The organism is Flavobacterium celericrescens, from assembly GCF_011392075.1.
GTDB classification, from domain to species: domain Bacteria; phylum Bacteroidota; class Bacteroidia; order Flavobacteriales; family Flavobacteriaceae; genus Flavobacterium; species Flavobacterium celericrescens.
The window spans coordinates 517,495-534,677 of record NZ_JAAJBV010000001.1 but is presented as its reverse complement, the minus strand read 5'-3'; the positions used below and the strand labels follow the sequence as shown (position 1 = coordinate 534,677).

Annotated in this window: 15 protein-coding genes; 5 read left to right on the top strand and 10 right to left on the bottom strand. The window is 32.1% G+C overall.

The window, feature by feature from the left end; genetic code table 11:
- Positions 1–33 precede the first annotated feature (33 nt).
- The 4 genes from fabF (at position 34) to pyk (ending at position 4,046) form a co-directional block, all read left to right on the top strand.
- Positions 34–1,287: a beta-ketoacyl-ACP synthase II gene (fabF, locus tag G4L40_RS02465; RefSeq protein WP_166235566.1), complete on the top strand. Its 1,254-nt coding sequence runs from the start codon at positions 34–36 to the stop codon at positions 1,285–1,287.
- A 4-nt stretch (positions 1,288–1,291) separates the two neighbouring features.
- Positions 1,292–2,035 (top strand): ribonuclease III, encoded by a 744-nt coding sequence (gene rnc / locus G4L40_RS02460; protein WP_166235565.1) that lies wholly within the window; start codon positions 1,292–1,294, stop codon positions 2,033–2,035.
- Between the two features lie 102 nt (positions 2,036–2,137).
- Positions 2,138–2,611 (top strand): IPExxxVDY family protein, encoded by a 474-nt coding sequence (locus G4L40_RS02455; RefSeq protein ID WP_166235564.1) that lies wholly within the window; start codon positions 2,138–2,140, stop codon positions 2,609–2,611.
- A 4-nt stretch (positions 2,612–2,615) separates the two neighbouring features.
- A complete protein-coding gene (gene pyk / locus G4L40_RS02450) occupies positions 2,616–4,046 on the top strand; it encodes a pyruvate kinase (protein WP_166235563.1) in 1,431 nt (476 codons plus the stop codon).
- Positions 4,047–4,103: 57 nt separating this feature from the next.
- Here the strand turns inward: pyk and dinB are convergent, their stop codons facing one another.
- Positions 4,104–5,207: a DNA polymerase IV gene (dinB, locus tag G4L40_RS02445; RefSeq protein ID WP_166235562.1), complete on the bottom strand. Its 1,104-nt coding sequence runs from the start codon at positions 5,205–5,207 to the stop codon at positions 4,104–4,106.
- Positions 5,208–5,279: 72 nt separating this feature from the next.
- Here dinB and G4L40_RS02440 point away from each other — a divergent pair, with 72 nt between their 5' ends.
- Positions 5,280–5,750, top strand: coding sequence for a CYTH domain-containing protein (locus tag G4L40_RS02440; protein ID WP_166235561.1), 471 nt, complete (start codon positions 5,280–5,282; stop codon positions 5,748–5,750).
- Here G4L40_RS02440 and G4L40_RS02435 read toward each other — a convergent pair whose 3' ends face one another.
- The 9 genes from G4L40_RS02435 to G4L40_RS02395 all read right to left on the bottom strand — a co-directional run bounded on the left by G4L40_RS02435 (position 5,751) and on the right by G4L40_RS02395 (position 16,990).
- A complete protein-coding gene (locus tag G4L40_RS02435; RefSeq protein ID WP_166235560.1) occupies positions 5,751–6,227 on the bottom strand; it encodes a septal ring lytic transglycosylase RlpA family protein in 477 nt (158 codons plus the stop codon).
- Positions 6,228–6,273: 46 nt separating this feature from the next.
- Complete coding sequence (locus G4L40_RS02430; protein WP_166235559.1) at positions 6,274–6,699, bottom strand: hypothetical protein; 426 nt, start codon at positions 6,697–6,699, stop codon at positions 6,274–6,276.
- Between the two features lie 95 nt (positions 6,700–6,794).
- Positions 6,795–9,518 carry a TonB-dependent receptor gene (locus tag G4L40_RS02425; protein ID WP_166235558.1) on the bottom strand — a complete coding sequence of 908 codons (2,724 nt, stop codon included), beginning with the start codon at positions 9,516–9,518 and terminating at the stop codon, positions 6,795–6,797.
- 210 nt (positions 9,519–9,728) lie between these two features.
- Entirely contained in the window at positions 9,729–11,366 is a 1,638-nt protein-coding gene (gene pgi / locus G4L40_RS02420) for a glucose-6-phosphate isomerase (RefSeq protein ID WP_166235557.1), read from the bottom strand.
- The gene (locus G4L40_RS02415) at positions 11,366–12,601 is read right to left on the bottom strand and encodes a M23 family metallopeptidase (RefSeq protein WP_235922565.1); all 1,236 of its coding nucleotides are present in this window, start codon (positions 12,599–12,601) and stop codon (positions 11,366–11,368) included. The genes pgi and G4L40_RS02415 overlap by 1 nt, the downstream gene beginning before the upstream one ends.
- Before the next feature lie 23 nt (positions 12,602–12,624).
- A complete protein-coding gene (locus G4L40_RS02410) occupies positions 12,625–13,551 on the bottom strand; it encodes a tryptophan 2,3-dioxygenase family protein (protein ID WP_166235555.1) in 927 nt (308 codons plus the stop codon).
- A complete protein-coding gene (locus G4L40_RS02405) occupies positions 13,551–14,327 on the bottom strand; it encodes a DUF3108 domain-containing protein (RefSeq protein WP_166235554.1) in 777 nt (258 codons plus the stop codon). The genes G4L40_RS02410 and G4L40_RS02405 overlap by 1 nt, the downstream gene beginning before the upstream one ends.
- A gap of 289 nt (positions 14,328–14,616) precedes the next feature.
- Positions 14,617–15,777 carry a 4-hydroxyphenylpyruvate dioxygenase gene (gene hppD, locus G4L40_RS02400; RefSeq protein ID WP_166235553.1) on the bottom strand — a complete coding sequence of 387 codons (1,161 nt, stop codon included), beginning with the start codon at positions 15,775–15,777 and terminating at the stop codon, positions 14,617–14,619.
- Between the two features lie 52 nt (positions 15,778–15,829).
- Positions 15,830–16,990: a homogentisate 1,2-dioxygenase gene (locus G4L40_RS02395; RefSeq protein WP_166235552.1), complete on the bottom strand. Its 1,161-nt coding sequence runs from the start codon at positions 16,988–16,990 to the stop codon at positions 15,830–15,832.
- Between the last annotated feature and the right edge of the window lie 193 nt (positions 16,991–17,183).

The following is a 17,183-nucleotide window of genomic DNA, read 5'->3' as shown; positions in this document are numbered from 1 at the left end:
GGGTTTTTTTATATTAACCGAAAATTAAAAACTATGCAATTAAAGCGCGTTGTTGTAACCGGTCTTGGGGCATTAACTCCAATCGGAAATAATATTCAAGAATACTGGGAAGGATTAATCACTGGAAAAAGCGGTGCTGCTCCTATAACATATTACGATACAGAAAAACACAAAACTAAATTTGCTTGTGAAGTAAAAAACTTCAATATTGAAGATTACATGGATCGTAAAGAATCTCGTAGACTTGATAAATTTGCGCAATATGCAATTGCCGCAAGTGATGAAGCAATTAAAGACGCTGGAATTACCCAAGAAAATGTGAATAAACACAGAGTAGGTGTAATCTGGGGTGCTGGAATTGGTGGTTTAGAAACTTTTCAAGATGAAGTAATGTATTATGCTAAAGGAGATGGAACTCCAAAGTTTAATCCATTTTTTATCCCTAAAATGATTGCTGATATTGCACCGGCTCACATTTCTATGAGAAATGGCTATATGGGTCCAAATTATACAACAGTTTCAGCTTGTGCTTCTTCTGCAAACGCTTTGATTGATGCGTTTAACTACATCCGTTTAGGCATGTGTGACGTTATTATTTCTGGTGGTTCTGAAGCCGCTGTTACTATTGCAGGAATGGGTGGGTTTAATTCAATGCACGCACTTTCAACAAGAAATGAAAGCCCAGAAACAGCTTCAAGACCTTTTGATGCTACTCGTGATGGTTTTGTTTTAGGTGAAGGAGCAGGAGCATTGGTTTTAGAAGAATATGAACACGCTAAAGCACGTGGTGCTAAAATTTATTGTGAAATTGGTGGCGGAGGAATGTCTTCTGACGCTTATCATTTAACAGCTCCACATCCTGAAGGAATTGGAGTTATTGCTGTTATGGAAAACACCTTACGAGATGCAGGAATGGCTCCCGAAATGGTTGATCACATCAATACACACGGAACTTCAACACCTCTTGGTGATGTTGCAGAATTAAAAGCAATTAGCCATGTATTTGGTGATCATGCAAAATCTATAAACATCAATTCAACAAAATCAATGACTGGTCATTTGCTAGGGGCTGCTGGTGCTATTGAAGCTATTGCTTCTATTTTGGCAATGAAAAACAGTATTGTTCCTCCAACAATTAATCATACTACTGTGGATGAAAATATTGACCCTTCATTAAATTTAACGTTGAACAAAGCTCAAAATCGTGAAATTAAAGTTGCTATGAGCAATACTTTTGGTTTTGGAGGTCATAATGCGTGTGTATTATTTAAAAAATTAGAAGACTAATTTCATGCGTCGTTTATTAAAAAAAATAACAAAAAATTCCCGTTCTCCAGAAGACGGGATTTTTTTTAAAAAAATTACCTCTATTCTTGGTTTTGAACCCAAAGAATTAAAATATTATCAAAAAGCATTCACCCATCGCTCTACCAATAAAGTAGATGAAAAAGGGAATCCTTTTAACTATGAGCGATTAGAATTTCTTGGAGATGCTATGTTAGGAAGTGTAATTGCTGCTCATTTGTACAATGAAGTACCTTCTGGAGATGAAGGTTATTTAACAAAAATGCGTTCAAAAATTGTAAGTAGAGAACACTTGAATGAATTAGGTCGTGATTTCAATTTGGTTAGCTTTGTAGAAAGCAAAGTCAGTTCGAGTCAATTTGGAGAAAATATTCACGGTAATTTATTTGAGGCTTTTATAGGTGCAATTTATTTAGACAGAGGATTTGAATATTGTGAAAAATTTATTCGCACAAAAATCATCAAACAATATGTTGATATTGCCAAATTAGAAGGAAAAGTTATCAGTTATAAAAGTTTAATTATCGAATGGTGTCAAAAAGAAAAGATTCCTTTTTCATTTGACTTTGTGGAAGATAATGGTATAGAAGGGCAAAAATATTTTGGTGTAAAATTAATTATTGATCAAAAAATTATAGCAAAAGCTCGAGCAACTTCAAAGAAAAAAGCAGAAGAAAAAGCTTCACAAAGAGCTTATTTTGCGCTACAAGAAAAAATTTCTCAAAAATAATTCAAAACTAAAACGTTTGCGTTAGTAAATTAACGTTAAGAAGCGTTAAACTGCAAAATTTTAATAGATTTTAATACTATATTTACATTCTAATTGTATCTGATGGCCATTCATAAAATTCAAATAAACGATTTTATTTCAGATGATTATGAACTAATTGCGATTCATTCTTCGTTAGATGATTACAAATTAGCCTATGCCATCAATAAAATTTTGGACACTCGTTTAATTAAAAATGAGTCCAACATTGAAATCGCCATTCCGGAAGGAAAAAGCGCTTTTAGTAATTACATTTTTGATGATGAAAAAAGTGATGTTCAATGGAGTTTAATAGAAAACAAAACCACCATTGTAACTTCAAAAAAGAAAGTCGCTCAATTATTTGATCAAGTAGATATTACTGTTTTTCTTTTACCAGAATATAAAAAAGCAGATTATCTACTAAAAATTGAAAACATTGATTACGATTTTGATGAAGAGGATATGATAGAAAAATTGCTATCAATTAAAAATGTAACTACAGCTTATACAATTGAAACAACGAATTTAAAATCTAAAAATAATTTAATTTTTTAAAAAAATGTCGACGAACAAAAAGACTAAAATTGTAGCTACCTTAGGTCCTGCCTGTAGCTCAAAGGAAGTAATTAAAAACATGATTGATGCTGGAGTTAATGTTTTCAGAATTAATTTTTCGCATGCAGATTATACAGACGTGTCAGAACGCATCAATATCATTAGAGAATTAAACGACGAACACGGATATACCACTTCTATATTAGCTGATTTACAAGGTCCAAAACTACGCGTAGGTGTAATGAAAGAAGATGTTGTAGTAAGCAAAGGTGACATCATTACTTTTACCACTGCCGAAGACGTACTAGGAACTGCTTCTAGAGTATATATGAACTACAAAGAGTTTCCAAAAGATGTAAATCCAGGTGAAAGAATCTTATTAGACGATGGAAAACTAATTTTTGAAGTAACTAAAACCGATAAAAATACAGAGGTTGAAGCAATGGTGGTTCAAGGAGGTCCACTAAAATCAAAAAAAGGAGTTAACTTACCAAACACAAAAGTATCGTTACCTGCTTTAACTAAAAAAGACATCAAAGACGCTATTTTTGCTATTGAAAACAAAGTTGATTGGATTGCGCTTTCTTTTGTAAGAACACCTAAAGACTTAGAAGAATTACAAGATTTAATTGCAAAACATTCGGATCATAAAATTCCGATTGTTGCTAAGATTGAAAAACCTGAAGCGGTTGAAAATATTGACAAAATTGTTGCTTTCTGTGATGGATTGATGGTGGCTCGTGGTGATTTAGGTGTTGAAGTTCCTGCGGAAGAAGTACCATTGATTCAGAAAAAATTAATTCATAGAGCCAAAACAGCTCGAATTCCAGTAATTGTGGCAACACAAATGATGGAAACTATGATAACAAGCTTAACACCAACTCGTGCAGAAGTAAACGACGTTGCTAACTCTGTAATGGATGGTGCAGATGCTGTAATGTTGTCTGGTGAAACTTCAGTAGGAAATTACCCAGTGGAAGTAATTCAAACAATGACTCGTATTATTGAAAGCGTTGAAGATTCTCCACTAATTAAAGTGCCTTTAACACAACCACATGTTAGAACCAAACGTTTTATTACAAAATCGATTTGTTATCATGCAGCAATAATGGCAGATGCTATTAATGCAAAAGCAATTACAACGTTGACTAACTCTGGTTATACTGCATTTCAAGTTTCTGCATGGCGACCAAAATCGCACATTTTAGTATTTACATCTAACCGAAGAATATTAACGCAATTAAATCTTTTATGGGGTGTAAGAGCGTTTTTCTATGACAAATTAGTAAGCACAGACGATACTATTGACGATATCAATAAAATCTGTGTGGAAAAAAAATATGTAAACAAAGGAGACATGCTTATCAACTTAGCAGCTATGCCAGTAGTTGAAAAAGGAATGGTGAACACCTTGAGGGTTTCTGAAATAGACTAATATTTCAGCTTTTATAAATACAAAAAATCCGTTTTGAAATTCAGAACGGATTTTTTATTAAAACTCAAACCGCAATTGCACTGAAACACTTTTTTGAGGTAAAAAAGTTTTGCTTTTCTCTTCATTATTTAAATTGTGCACTGAAATACCTAATAACCTTACAGAATTTTTCAAACGTTCTTGATACAATAAATCTTTAGCCACATCTGCAATAATGGCTTTGTCATTTACAAAATAAGGTAATGTTTTACTTCTCGTTTGTAAAGTAAAATCGGAATATTTGATTTTTAATGTGATGGTTTTTCCAGAAATTTTGCTTTTTTGCAAGCGTTTTTCTAGTTCTTTGGCAATATTTAGCAGTCGCTCTTCCATATAAATTTCAGAAGATAAATTTTCGTTAAACGTACGTTCAGCACCAACAGATTTTATTTTTCTATTCGGTTTAACTGCACTGTTATGAATGCCTCTCACAATTTGATAATAATGTAAACCACTATTGCCAAAATGTTTTTCTAAATATTCTAATGGTTTTTGTTTCAAATCAAAACCTGTAAAAAGGCCTAATTGGTACATTTTTTCTGCAGTAACTTTTCCTATACCATAAAACTTTTTTACATCTAATTTTTCTAAAAAAGCTTCCACCTCATCTGGGTTCACTGTTTTTTGTCCGTTAGGTTTATTGTAATCGGAAGCAATTTTTGCCACAAATTTATTCACCGATATTCCCGCTGAAGCCGTAAGACCTACTTCTTCAAAAATGCGTTTTCTAATTTCCTGTGCAATCAAGGTAGCACTTGGATTTCCTTTTTTATTTTCGGTAACGTCTAAATAGGCTTCATCAAGCGACAACGGCTCAACTAAATCCGTATAATCGAGAAATATCTTTCGAATTTTTTTGGAAATTTCTCTATAACGGTCAAAACGAGGGCGTACAAAAATTAACTCAGGACACAATTTTTTAGCCTGTATGCCGCTAATTGCACTTCTAACGCCATATTTTCTTGCTTCATAACTTGCTGCGCTTACAACGCCTCTAATTTCGCTGCCGCCAACGGCTAAAGGTTTTCCTCTCAACTCAGGATTGTCCATTTGTTCCACAGATGCGTAAAATGCATCCATGTCGATATGAATAATTTTCCTATTGTTGTTTTGAGTAAGCATATTACAAATTTATAGTATATTTGATTAGAATATTAAATACTAACTCATTTTAGACCATATCCTTTTGAATTCATGAAAGAAATTGAACGTAAATTTTTAGTCACTTCAACCGATTTTATTTCAGAAAGTAGTTTTTCAAACCGAATTGTTCAAGGTTATTTGAATTCGCATCCTGAACGTACGGTTAGAATTCGCATCAAAGGAAACAAAGGTTTTATTACCATCAAAGGCAAAGGAAACGAATCAGGAACCACCCGTTTTGAATGGGAAAAAGAAATTCCAGTTGCTGAAGCCGAGCAATTATTGCCTTTATGTGAAAAAGGAGTTATTGATAAAATTCGCTATGAAATACCTCTTGGAAAGCACATATATGAAGTTGATGTTTTTAATGGAGAAAATAATGGCTTAATAGTAGCCGAAATTGAGCTTAAAAACGAAAATGATACATTTGAAAAACCAAATTGGCTAGGCAAAGAAGTTACTGGAGATAATCGTTATTATAACGCTTATCTGAGTAATTTTCCCTATAAAGATTGGAATTAATTATTCTACAAGCTCAAGATTAACTTTGATGTGTCCTCCGTATTTTGAAGGTGCAATTTTCATAAAAGCAGCTTTTGACAAATCAATATCTCTTCCTTTTACAAATGGACCTCTATCGTTAACCGTAACAATAACAGATTTTTTAGAAACAATACTTGTTACTTTTACCTTTGTGCCAAATTTAAGCGTTCTATGAGCAGCTGTAAATTTTTTGTTGTTGAAAATTTGTCCGCTCGCTGTTCTTCTTCCTGTAAATCTATCATGATAATAAGAAGCATGAGCATTTCCTTTAAAAAATTTTGTTTTTAAATTATCGATAGAATCTTGCTTTTTGGTGGCAATAATTGCTAGAGAATCTTGCTTTTTAATACTATCCAAAATAGCTGTTTCTCTGACCAAATTTTTACTTGTATCAGAGAAACTGCTTATTGCTGTAATAAGTACCACAAACGGAATGATATATTTTAGTTTTTTCATCTTTAATTTGTTTTAAATCCTTATTACCAAATAGTGTACCAAAGGATTAGTTTAACCAATTAGCCCATGGTAATCTTGATAAAATTAGAAGTAATCCTAATGTATAAAAAATGGCTATTTTTTTGAATTTACCATTGTTACTTTCTTCTTTTTTATGCTTTGACCATCCAATTGTAATTAGTGTTAATGCAATAATATTAATTAATGGATGCTCTAATGAAGTTAATCTTAAAGCTGCTTCTTTCATTTGCCCGAAAGATTCTAATCCAAGTGGAGAGACAAAATATAGCATTAAACCTGCTAATAATTGCATATGACATACAATCAAAGCAAACAATGAAATACTTCTATCTTTTGACTTAAACAAACCTTTAGATGTAAGTCCAAAAATAGCGTTAATAGTTGCAATAAATAATAAACCCAAAGCCGCATAAGCTAAATAAGAGTGAACAGAAAGAATCGTGTTATACATAGTTAGTTTTTTTATTGTGAATTACAAATATAAGAAATAAAAAACCTCTCACTCAAAAAATGAGCAAGAGGTTTAAATATGTTTTCTAAATTGAATTAGAAGTTATAACGAATTGTAAAGTTCCATGTTCTTCCGAAACCGAAATAACCTTGGTTTCCATCTGCAATTCCTTTATAAACTCTACCAGCAGATTGATATGTAGGACCAGAAGTTCCACTAATAAATGCATCAGTTTTAATATTTGAAGTTAACTCAGATAAATAAACCTCATCAAAAACGTTATTCATGTTAAATCTAAAGTTAACAGAATTCTGTTTGTCTTTACCAACTAACATTTTATATGAAATACCTGCATCTACTAAATCATAGCTTGGTAATTCTAAATTATCTTTAGCAGCAACGTTTGCGTATAATTTATCATAATTTCTCCAATCAGCATCAATTGAAAAGTTTTTAATAAACTCATACTTAGCACCTAATCCCCATGTAGTTTGAGCAGCATCTCCAACTTTTCCACCATCTAAATCAGTTTCAGCAACTAACAATGGATTTAAACTTTCGTCATATTTTGTGCTAATTGCTTTATCAACATATTCCCAATTACCCATAGAAGCAAAACCTTTTACATCTATATTTGAAGTTGGCTTGAAAACAAAATCTAATTCTAAACCTGTATGAACTTGTTTAACCCCTTGATTAGATGTGAAAATAACATCTCCTGCAAGTACTGGAGTAGTACCAATAGTTCCATTAGTAGCTTGAACCGCTGAAGTTGTAACAACTCTATCTTCCCATGTAGTTCTGTATGCATTTAAACTTCCAGAAAACATTTTTGATTTGAAAGTATATCCAGCTTCTAATCCTAATACTTTTTCGTTTTCAGTTAATGGATTAACTTGATTTGTAAAGTTTAAGAAAATATTATCATGGTATGGTTGACGTGAGTAATAACCTCCGTTTGCATAAACTGAATGTTTTTCTGCAAAATTATAAGCAGCCCCTCCTTTTACATTATACCCTACATTAGAAACTTTTTCTGAATCTTGGAATTCATCTTGATAGTCATAATAATCAAATCTTTGGTGTGATTGATTAGAAATAGCTCCTTGGAAGAATGCAGAAAAATTATCATTAGAATACTCTACTTGACCAAAAACACCTCCGTAAGAGATTGTTTCGCTATAGTCATAATCAACTTTTTGATTATCTGCAGCAGTATTAAAAAATGCGTTCCATGGATCAATATTGTATGATTCATTCACGGTATTTGTTGCACTTGGCAATGTGTTTGGATTAGGAATAACGTGATTATTATCTCTTAAAAATCTACTTTCTGACCATCCATTTAATCCTAAATAATTAACTATTTGGCGGTAATGATCTCCTTTATACGTTCTTAAATCTAAACCAAAATTCAAATTTAAATTATCATTTAGTTCTTTTTTGAAGTTTGATACGATTCCGTACCAAGCATGATTATTCATTGAAGCTCTAATTGCATAATTTGAACCAGTACCAATTCCATCAGCATCAGCTGAGTTATTTGCATAGATTTGATTGAAATCAATATAAGTATTTTGATTTGCTCCTGTATATGGATTTAATTGAGAAACACTTCTCTTTCCTCCTCCATAATTACCAGTTCCTCCTCCACGACCCCATGAAGCATATAAAACTGTAGATAATGAAGTCGTACTATTGATGTTGAAATCCCAGTTTAAATTAGCAACTGGTTTGTGATAGAAATTTGTTCTCTCTGAAATATACTTTCCATTCAAATAACCATAATTGTTATTGTATTTTCTACCAAAACCTAAATAATCAGATATCTTTTTAGTGAAATTTTGGTCGTGAGATTGTGGTGCTCCTGTAATTAAGAAGTTGAAGTTATGTCTATCATTCGGTTTGTAACCAAAAGAAATGAAATAATTTTGTCCTTCTCCTCTAGTTCCTTGGTTGTAACCATCACCTTGCCAGTGAGACATCATGATACTCATACCAAAACCTTTTGCGCTCATACCTGTATTGTAAGCAGCAGTAGTCTTAAAATAATCACTATTAGCTACACCCATAGAAGCAAATCCTCCCTCTTTTTTGTCTGTTGCTTTAGTAACAAAGTTAACTGTACCTCCTACAGAAGAAATAGCTAATTTTGAAGAACCTAAACCTCTTTGCACTTGGATAAAGTTAGCAATATCAGACATCCCTGACCAGTTTGACCAGTACATTTTACCGTCTTCCATCCCATTAATTGGTTGTCCATTTAACAAGAAAGCGGTGTTGTCTTGTTGAAATCCACGAACCGTAATTCTTGAATCTCCATAACCTCCAGATTGACCCGCTACATAAACTGATGGCGTATTTACCATTGCTTGTGTAACGTCTGCTGTTCCAACTTTAGATTGGATTTCAACAGCTTTAATTGTAGAAACGGCAATTGGTGTTTTGCGTTCTTTCGCAACGTCAATAATTCCTTTACCTACAATTACAACATCTTCTAGTTGTCCTGATTCTGGCGAAATAACGATTGATCCAACATTCGTAACATCTCCAGAAGTTGTAAATGAAACTGTTTTAGTTTCAAATCCTAAATAAGTAATTACAAGCTCTCCAGCTTTTTCTGTTGTTGTTAATACAAATTTTCCATCGAAATCTGTAGAAGTCCCCGTTGTTGTTCCTTTAATAACAACACTAGCTCCAGCTAAAGGCTGATTTAACTCGCCATCCATTACGCCCCCCGTAATTTTTGATTGAGAAAATACTGTTATGGTTGATAAAAATAAGAAACCATAAAGTAATACATTTTTAAAAATTTTCATTTGTTGTGTTTTTAAAATATTTCCGCAAATTTCTTACAAGATTTTATTTCTAATGTTAAGTTAATGTTAACAAAGCTATTCAATCTATTAAAAAACAACGGATTATCTTTTTAACGTTTTTTTTTGTTTTTTATCGATGATTTTGTGCGTAAAAAAAGAAATCCTCACTTTTTCAAGCAAGGATTATAACTATTATTAATTATTAGCAATTTAACTTAGGTATTTTTTTATTAAAAATGAAGTTGAACTATCATGTTCTTGGACTTTTTCATTCACAATTTCATCTAAAATTGAACTTGCTAATTGTTTTCCAAGTTCTACACCCCATTGATCGTAACTGAATATATTCCAAATAACACCTTGAACAAAAATTTTGTGCTCATATAGCGCAACTAAAGCTCCTAAAGTTTCTGGCGTTAGTTTATTAATTAACAATGTGTTTGTGGGTTTATTGCCTGTAAAGACTTTAAATGGCAATAAAAATTCTGCTCTATCACCAACAACTCCTTGCTTTTCAAATTCTGTTTTTACTTGGACTGGTGTTTTTCCCATTAACAAAGCTTCAGTTTGCGCAAAAAAGTTAGACATCAACTTATCATGATGGTCTTTATTGCCATATAATGCTTCTTTAAAACCAATAAAATCAGTTGGGATTAACTTTGTTCCCTGATGAATTAATTGAAAAAACGCATGTTGGGAATTAGTCCCAGGTTCTCCCCAAATAATTGTTCCTGTTTGATAATTTACTGGTTTTCCATCTCTACCAATGCTTTTTCCGTTACTTTCCATTATTCCTTGTTGTAAATAAGGTGCTAATTTTTGCAAATATTGTGTGTAAGGAATTAGAGCCTCACTTTCAGCTCCAAAAAAATTGTTATACCAAATGCTTAACAAAGCTAATACAACTGGGATATTTTTATCAAATGATTCATTTTTAAAATGTTCGTCCATTTGATTAGCTCCTTTTAATAAGTTGTTAAAGTTATCAAAGCCTACTGCTAAACTAACAGATAATCCAACTGCACTCCATAATGAAAAACGCCCTCCAACCCAATCCCACATTGGAAAAACGTTGTTAGCTTCTATTCCAAATTCTGTTACTTTTTGGATGTTGGTTGAAACAGCAACAAAGTGTTTTGCTACATCTTCTTGCTTAGCAGATTGTAAAAACCAACTTCTGATTGTTTCTGCATTTGATAAGGTTTCTTGTGTTGTAAACGTTTTTGAAACAATTACAAAAAGAGTAGTTTCTGGATTTATTTTTTTGATTATTTCATTAACATGATCTCCATCTACATTTGATACAAAGTGAACATTTAAATGATTTTTGTAAAACTGCAAAGCTTCCACAATCATGGCAGGCCCTAAATCTGAACCACCAATTCCAATGTTTACAATATCTGTAAATTGTTTTCCTGAAAATCCTTTTCTTGCTCCAGAAATAACCTCGTCTGAAAAAGTCTTAATTTTATTTTTAACCGAATATACCTCTGGCATTACATTTACACCATCAACAATTACACTTTTATTTTCAGGTGCTCTCAATGCTGTGTGCAATACGGCTCTGTTTTCAGTTTGATTAATTAAATCTCCTTGGAAATATTTAGAGATTGCATCTTTCAATTGTGCTTCGTTTGCTAATTCAAAAAGTAAATTAAACGTTTCTTGTGTTGCAATATTTTTTGAATAATCAACCAAAAAATCATTCCATTGAATGTGCATTTTTTCTGTTCTACCACTGTCTTTAGCAAACAAATCTTGCATTTGGACATTTTTCATTTTGTCAAAATGAGATTGAATTTTTTGCCAAGTTGCAGTTTGCGAAGGATTTATGTTTTTAAGTGCCATTATTCTTTAAATTTTATTGCTGTTATACTATCTAATTCCCTTTTAAGAGGTTCAATATATTTTAGATATTTTTGTTTATCTGATTTACCCATTGGTTCTGTATTTGGTAATTTTAATCGTAATGGATCAACTTGCACTCCATTTTTCCAAAAACGATAACACACGTGTGGACCTGTTGCTAAACCTGTACTTCCTACTTTTCCAATGGTTTGTCCTTGCGAAACACTTTGTCCGTTACGCACTAAAATTTTAGACATGTGTAAATATTGTGTGGAGTAGGTAGAACTATGTCTAACTTTTACAAAATTTCCATTTCCAGCGGTATATCCAGTTCGTTCTACTACACCTGATGCAGTTGTTTTAATTGGCGTTCCGTGTGGTGCTGCATAATCCGTGCCGTTGTGTGCTTTGAATCGCATTTGTACTGGATGAAAACGTCTGCCAGAAAAACGTGAAGATATTCTGAAATAATCTAATGGTGCTTTTAAAAACATACTTTTTAAGCCTTTACCATTTTCATCATAATAATCTTCTTTTTTCTGCTTTTCATTTAATTTATAAGGAAAGGCAAAAATCTTTTTCCCTTTATGCTCGAAGTAAGAAGCTTCAATACTTTCAACTCCTACATAAATGGTATCGTCTATATATCTTTCATTAATAGTAACGGCAAATTTATCTCCTTTCTGAATTTTAAAAAAGTCGATTGTATAAGCATATATGTTTGCTAATTTTGGAGCTAATGCTGGGCTAACACCTGCATTACTTAAGGTTTCTGAAAGCGAACCATTAATCTCTGCCGCAACTACTCGACGCTTAACAATTGTTGGTTTTTGTTTATTAGACACAACTAAAGAATCTCTAAAATCAACAACTGTATAATTGATTCTATCTTCTATATAAACCAATGCTTGTAATGTGTTTGGTTTTTTCTTGTCTAAAAATAAGATATAAGGTTTTCCAGCTTTAATTCTTTTTACATTAAAAGAATCTTTGACTTTTTCGGTTACCTCATGTATTTTAAGACTATCTTTTAATGGAAACTTTTCTAGAAGTGCACTAAAAGTATCCCCAGAACGAATCGTATCTTGAACTACTTTATAGTCATTAAATGTAAACCCATACTCTTTAATTATAGGTTCTTTTTTAACAATTTGTTTTTTATTTTCTTTCTTATCATTTGGATTACATGCTGTAAAAAAAGTGACAAAAAAAAGTGCTAAAATTAAATATCTCAATGTTGTTGTTTTTGCAAATGTTGTTATTCTCCCCAATTGTCTAATTCTTCTTTTGTCCATAGCTCTGGGAAGAAAATTCTTTTTTGATATTTTGGTAACATGTATTTTTTCCAATCACTTCCTCCAGTAGCTTCATGATTTCCTGGCACACTTTCAATGTATTTTTTTGCTGCATTAAAATGTCCCATAACCCATGTAATATTAACTGTTACATCATAATGACGCATTGCTGCGACTAACTCTGGATTTTTTTGATCTATTTCTGGAAGTTGCTTAAATTTTCGCCACAAATTAATTGTGTTGTATTCTTCCATCCAATCTAAGAATACTTTTTTGTATTTTCTCTCAAATTCTAAAATTAAATACGATTTTTCGCCCGTGTGATAATCCTTTCCTGCGGCTTGCCAATATAAATGCTCAAAAGCGTGTTCGTATGGCGTATTTCTATCAATAGTAGCTCTAAAACGATTATCAATAAGATTAATTAAATCGGTTGATGAAAATTCAATTAAACGATATTGAGCTGACTGAAATCCGCTTGCTGGTGTTAATGTATTTCTAAATTTTAAATATTGTTCAGGCTCCATTCCATCTTTCATGATATCAAAAGACGTGGTTAACATGTCAAAATAACGACTAATTCTTCCTAATTTTTCTGTAAAATAAGCCGTGGTTGGTTGTTCTGTATGACAAAGCTGGTTCATTTCCCAAAGAATCATTTTAAACAAAAGTTCGTTCACTTGATGATACATTACAAAAACCATTTCGTCAGGCAAAGTGGTACGCTGAATTTGTAAATTCAACAAAGCATCGGTTTGTATATAATCCCAATATGTGATTGGCTTTGCCCAAAGTAAGCCTTCTAAATGTGTTGATGTATTTTGGTTGATTGCATCAAACTTATCATTCAACTGATTTAATTGTTCTTGGATTTTTGGAGTGATTTCCATTATTTGTTAACTTTAATTTTAAATGAATGCTTTAAACCTTTAAACGCTTCCAAATCGGCTTTTAAAGAACCTACTGCTAAACTTGCTTTTAATCGAATTGGTATTTTATTATCGTCATCTGATATCCAAACAGTTAAGCTTTCTTCTTCTTTAAAAACTCTTCCTGCTTGTACATATGGTCGAAACATCATACAAGAAACTTTTCCAAATTTAGTGCTTATATCTTCTCTTCCTAAAAATTTTAACTTAAACTTTGTAGTTTCATTATCAAAAAACATATCGATAGCAATTGATTCGCCTACTTTAAGTTTGTCAATTTTTGGATGATTTCTTAAATAGTAAAATGAAGAAACAATATCTTGAACTTCTTCAGGAACGCTGAATGTTTTCTCGGTTTTCTTTTTATAATCTTTAACTAAGACTGTATTTTTTGTTTGGTTAAAAAACCCTTCTTGATTTTTTGTGTAGCCGCCTTCGTCAATTTTTCTAACAAATTGATATGGTTTTCCGGTTTCTTTATCAAAATAACTTTCGTAATTGTCATCTACTTTAAAGAAGAACTTACTCATTCCTACCGTCCAGCCTTTTCCAATTACATGATGAACTTTTTTATTGTTTTTTACGGCATCTTTAATTTCCAAAGTTGCATACCCCGCATTTACAAATCCGTAGTGAATTCTAAGTTTAAACCATTCGCCAGTTGTGTATGCATTTTCTCTTTGAACAAATGAGTTTGTAAAGATAAAAAGACCTAGAAGTAAGATAATTTTTTTCATATTTTATTCATTTTTAAAATGAAAATGCAATTTTTGTTCCAAAAATAGTAAAACAAAAAAACCCAGTCAAAAATATGACTGAGTTTTTATGCTATTAACCAACCAAAAAACTATAAATTATGAAAATTTACTACAAAAGCAGAGCAAACTACCTCTCTGTTTTTGCGAGTGCAAATGTAGAAAGGTTTTTTAAATTATTCTCAATAAAAAATAAACTTTAACATATTTTTATCAAAAATTACATTACTACAACGTTGTATTTTGATGATTGTTTAATAAAAATGCTTTTTTATAGCGTTCCTCGCAATGCTTGTTCTCTTTCAATTGACTCAAAAAGCGCTTTAAAGTTACCTGCACCAAAGCCTTTTGCTCCCATTCTTTGAATAATTTCAAAGAAAAGAGTTGGTCTGTCTTCAACTGGCTTGGTAAAAATTTGCAATAAATAGCCATCTTCATCAGCATCAACTAAAATAGATAACTCTTGCAATTTTTTAATATCTTCTTTCATCATATCTCTATGAACTCCCAAGCGATTCGGAATTTCATCATAATAAGCTTGTGGTGGTGGTGGTAAAAACTCAACCCCACGCGCTTTTAATCCAGACACCGTTTTGATAATATCATCAGTAGCTACAGCTAAATGTTGGCAACCTGGTCCTTCATAAAAATCTAGATATTCTTCAATTTGTGATTTTTTATTTCCCTTTGCAGGTTCATTAATTGGGAATTTAATTCTTCCATTTCCATTACTCATCACTTTACTCATTAAAGCTGAATACTCTGTATGGATTTGCGTATCATCAAACGATAAGAAATTTTCAAATCCCATTACATCTTCATACCATTTAACCCATTGATTCATTTCTCCCCAACCAACGTTTCCTACCATGTGATCTACATACTTAAGTCCAAGGGGTTCAGGATTATATTCTGATTTCCATTCTACGAAACCTGGCAAAAACACACCGCTGTAGTTTTTACGTTCAACAAAAATGTGAACTGTCTCGCCATAGGTATAAATACCTGAACGAACAACTTCTCCATGCTCATCTTTTTCAACTGTTGGTTCCATAAACGACACAGCGCCACGTTTTGTGGTTTCTTCCCAAGCTGATTTTGCATCATCAACCCAAAGCGCTATAACTTTTACTCCATCTCCATGCTTCGCAAGGTGTTCATTGATAGGTGAACTACTGTTTAATGGTGTTGTTAGAACCAAACGGATTTTGTCTTGTTTTAAAACATAACTTACAGAATCTTTTGAACCTGTTTCTAAACCTCTATATGCATGCGATTGGAAACCAAATGCTGTTTTATAATAATGAGCCGATTGTTTTGCATTTCCTACATAAAACTCAACATAATCAGTTCCTAAAAGTGGAAGAAAGTCTTGTGCTCCTTCAAATATTTTTTCTAATCCGTACTCTACAGATTTTACTTCTTTTGCCATATTCTAATATATTTTATTAGGTAAAAAATTACCAAAATTGTGTTTAAATTAATTATTCGTCTAACCAAGATTTAAAGTAATCATCGTCAGAAATTGCCATTGCGTCTTCAGTTACCATTAAAGGTTTAAATGTATCAACCATTACTGCTAATTCTAAAGTTTCTTTCTTACCTATACTTCTTTCTGCAGCTCCTGGATGCGGCCCATGAGGAATACCAGCAGGATGTAAAGAAATATTTCCAGCTTTAATATCATTTCTGCTCATGAAATCACCATCAACATAGTACAACACCTCATCAGCATCAATATTACTATGGTTATAAGGCGCTGGAATAGCTAAAGGATGGTAATCGTATAATCTTGGTACAAATGAACAAATTACAAAAGCGCTCGTTTCAAAAGTTTGATGAATTGGCGGAGGTAAATGAATTCTACCTGTAATCGGCTCAAAATCATGAATTGAAAAAGCATATGGATAATTAAATCCGTCATATCCAATTACATCAAATGGATGTGAAGCATAAACTAATTCGAAAATTTCGTCTTTCTTTTTAACTTTAACTACGAAATCTCCTTTTTCATTATAAGTTTCTAATTCTTCTGGACGGCGAATATCTCTTTCACAAAAAGGAGAATGTTCTAATAATTGTCCAAACCAGTTTCTGTATTGTTTTGGTGTATATACTGGCGCATGAGATTCTACAATAAACAAACGATTGTCTTCAGTATCAAAATCAATTTTATAAATCATTCCGCGTGGAACAACTAAATAATCCCCATACTGAAAATCTAAATTTCCAAGCATTGTTCTTAATTTCCCTGTTCCTTTATGAATAAAAATGACTTCGTCTGAATCTGTATTTTTATAAAAATAATCGGTTGTAGATTTTCTAGGTGCAGCTAAAACAATGTGGCAATCAGAATTTGTTAAAACAATTTTTCTACTTTCTAAAAAATCGTCTTGTGGTGCCACATCAAAACCTCGTAATTTATAGGACTGAATATTATTTGATTTTGCGATTTTTGGCGCAACACTATATTGTCTTCTTATTTCTTTAACCTGAGTTGGTCTTTGCTCGTGATATGAATTGGTTGACATTCCGTCAAAACCTACTGTTCCGAACAACTGTTCATAATACAAATCGCCATTTGGTTTACGAAATTGTATATGACGTTTACGAGGAATTTCTCCTAATTTATGATATATTGGCATTGTGTTTTTTGTTTAAATGTTAAAATAAAAAGTTAAAGCACTAGCTAAACTTTACTCATTAATCAAAAAAAAGCACCACTCACTCAGGATTTCTCTTGATGAGGAATTTAAGATGCGACAATAAACCTATCCAAAATGGTTTCATACAATACAAATATCGTAAAAAAATGAAAAAAGCCACTAAAAAGTGGCT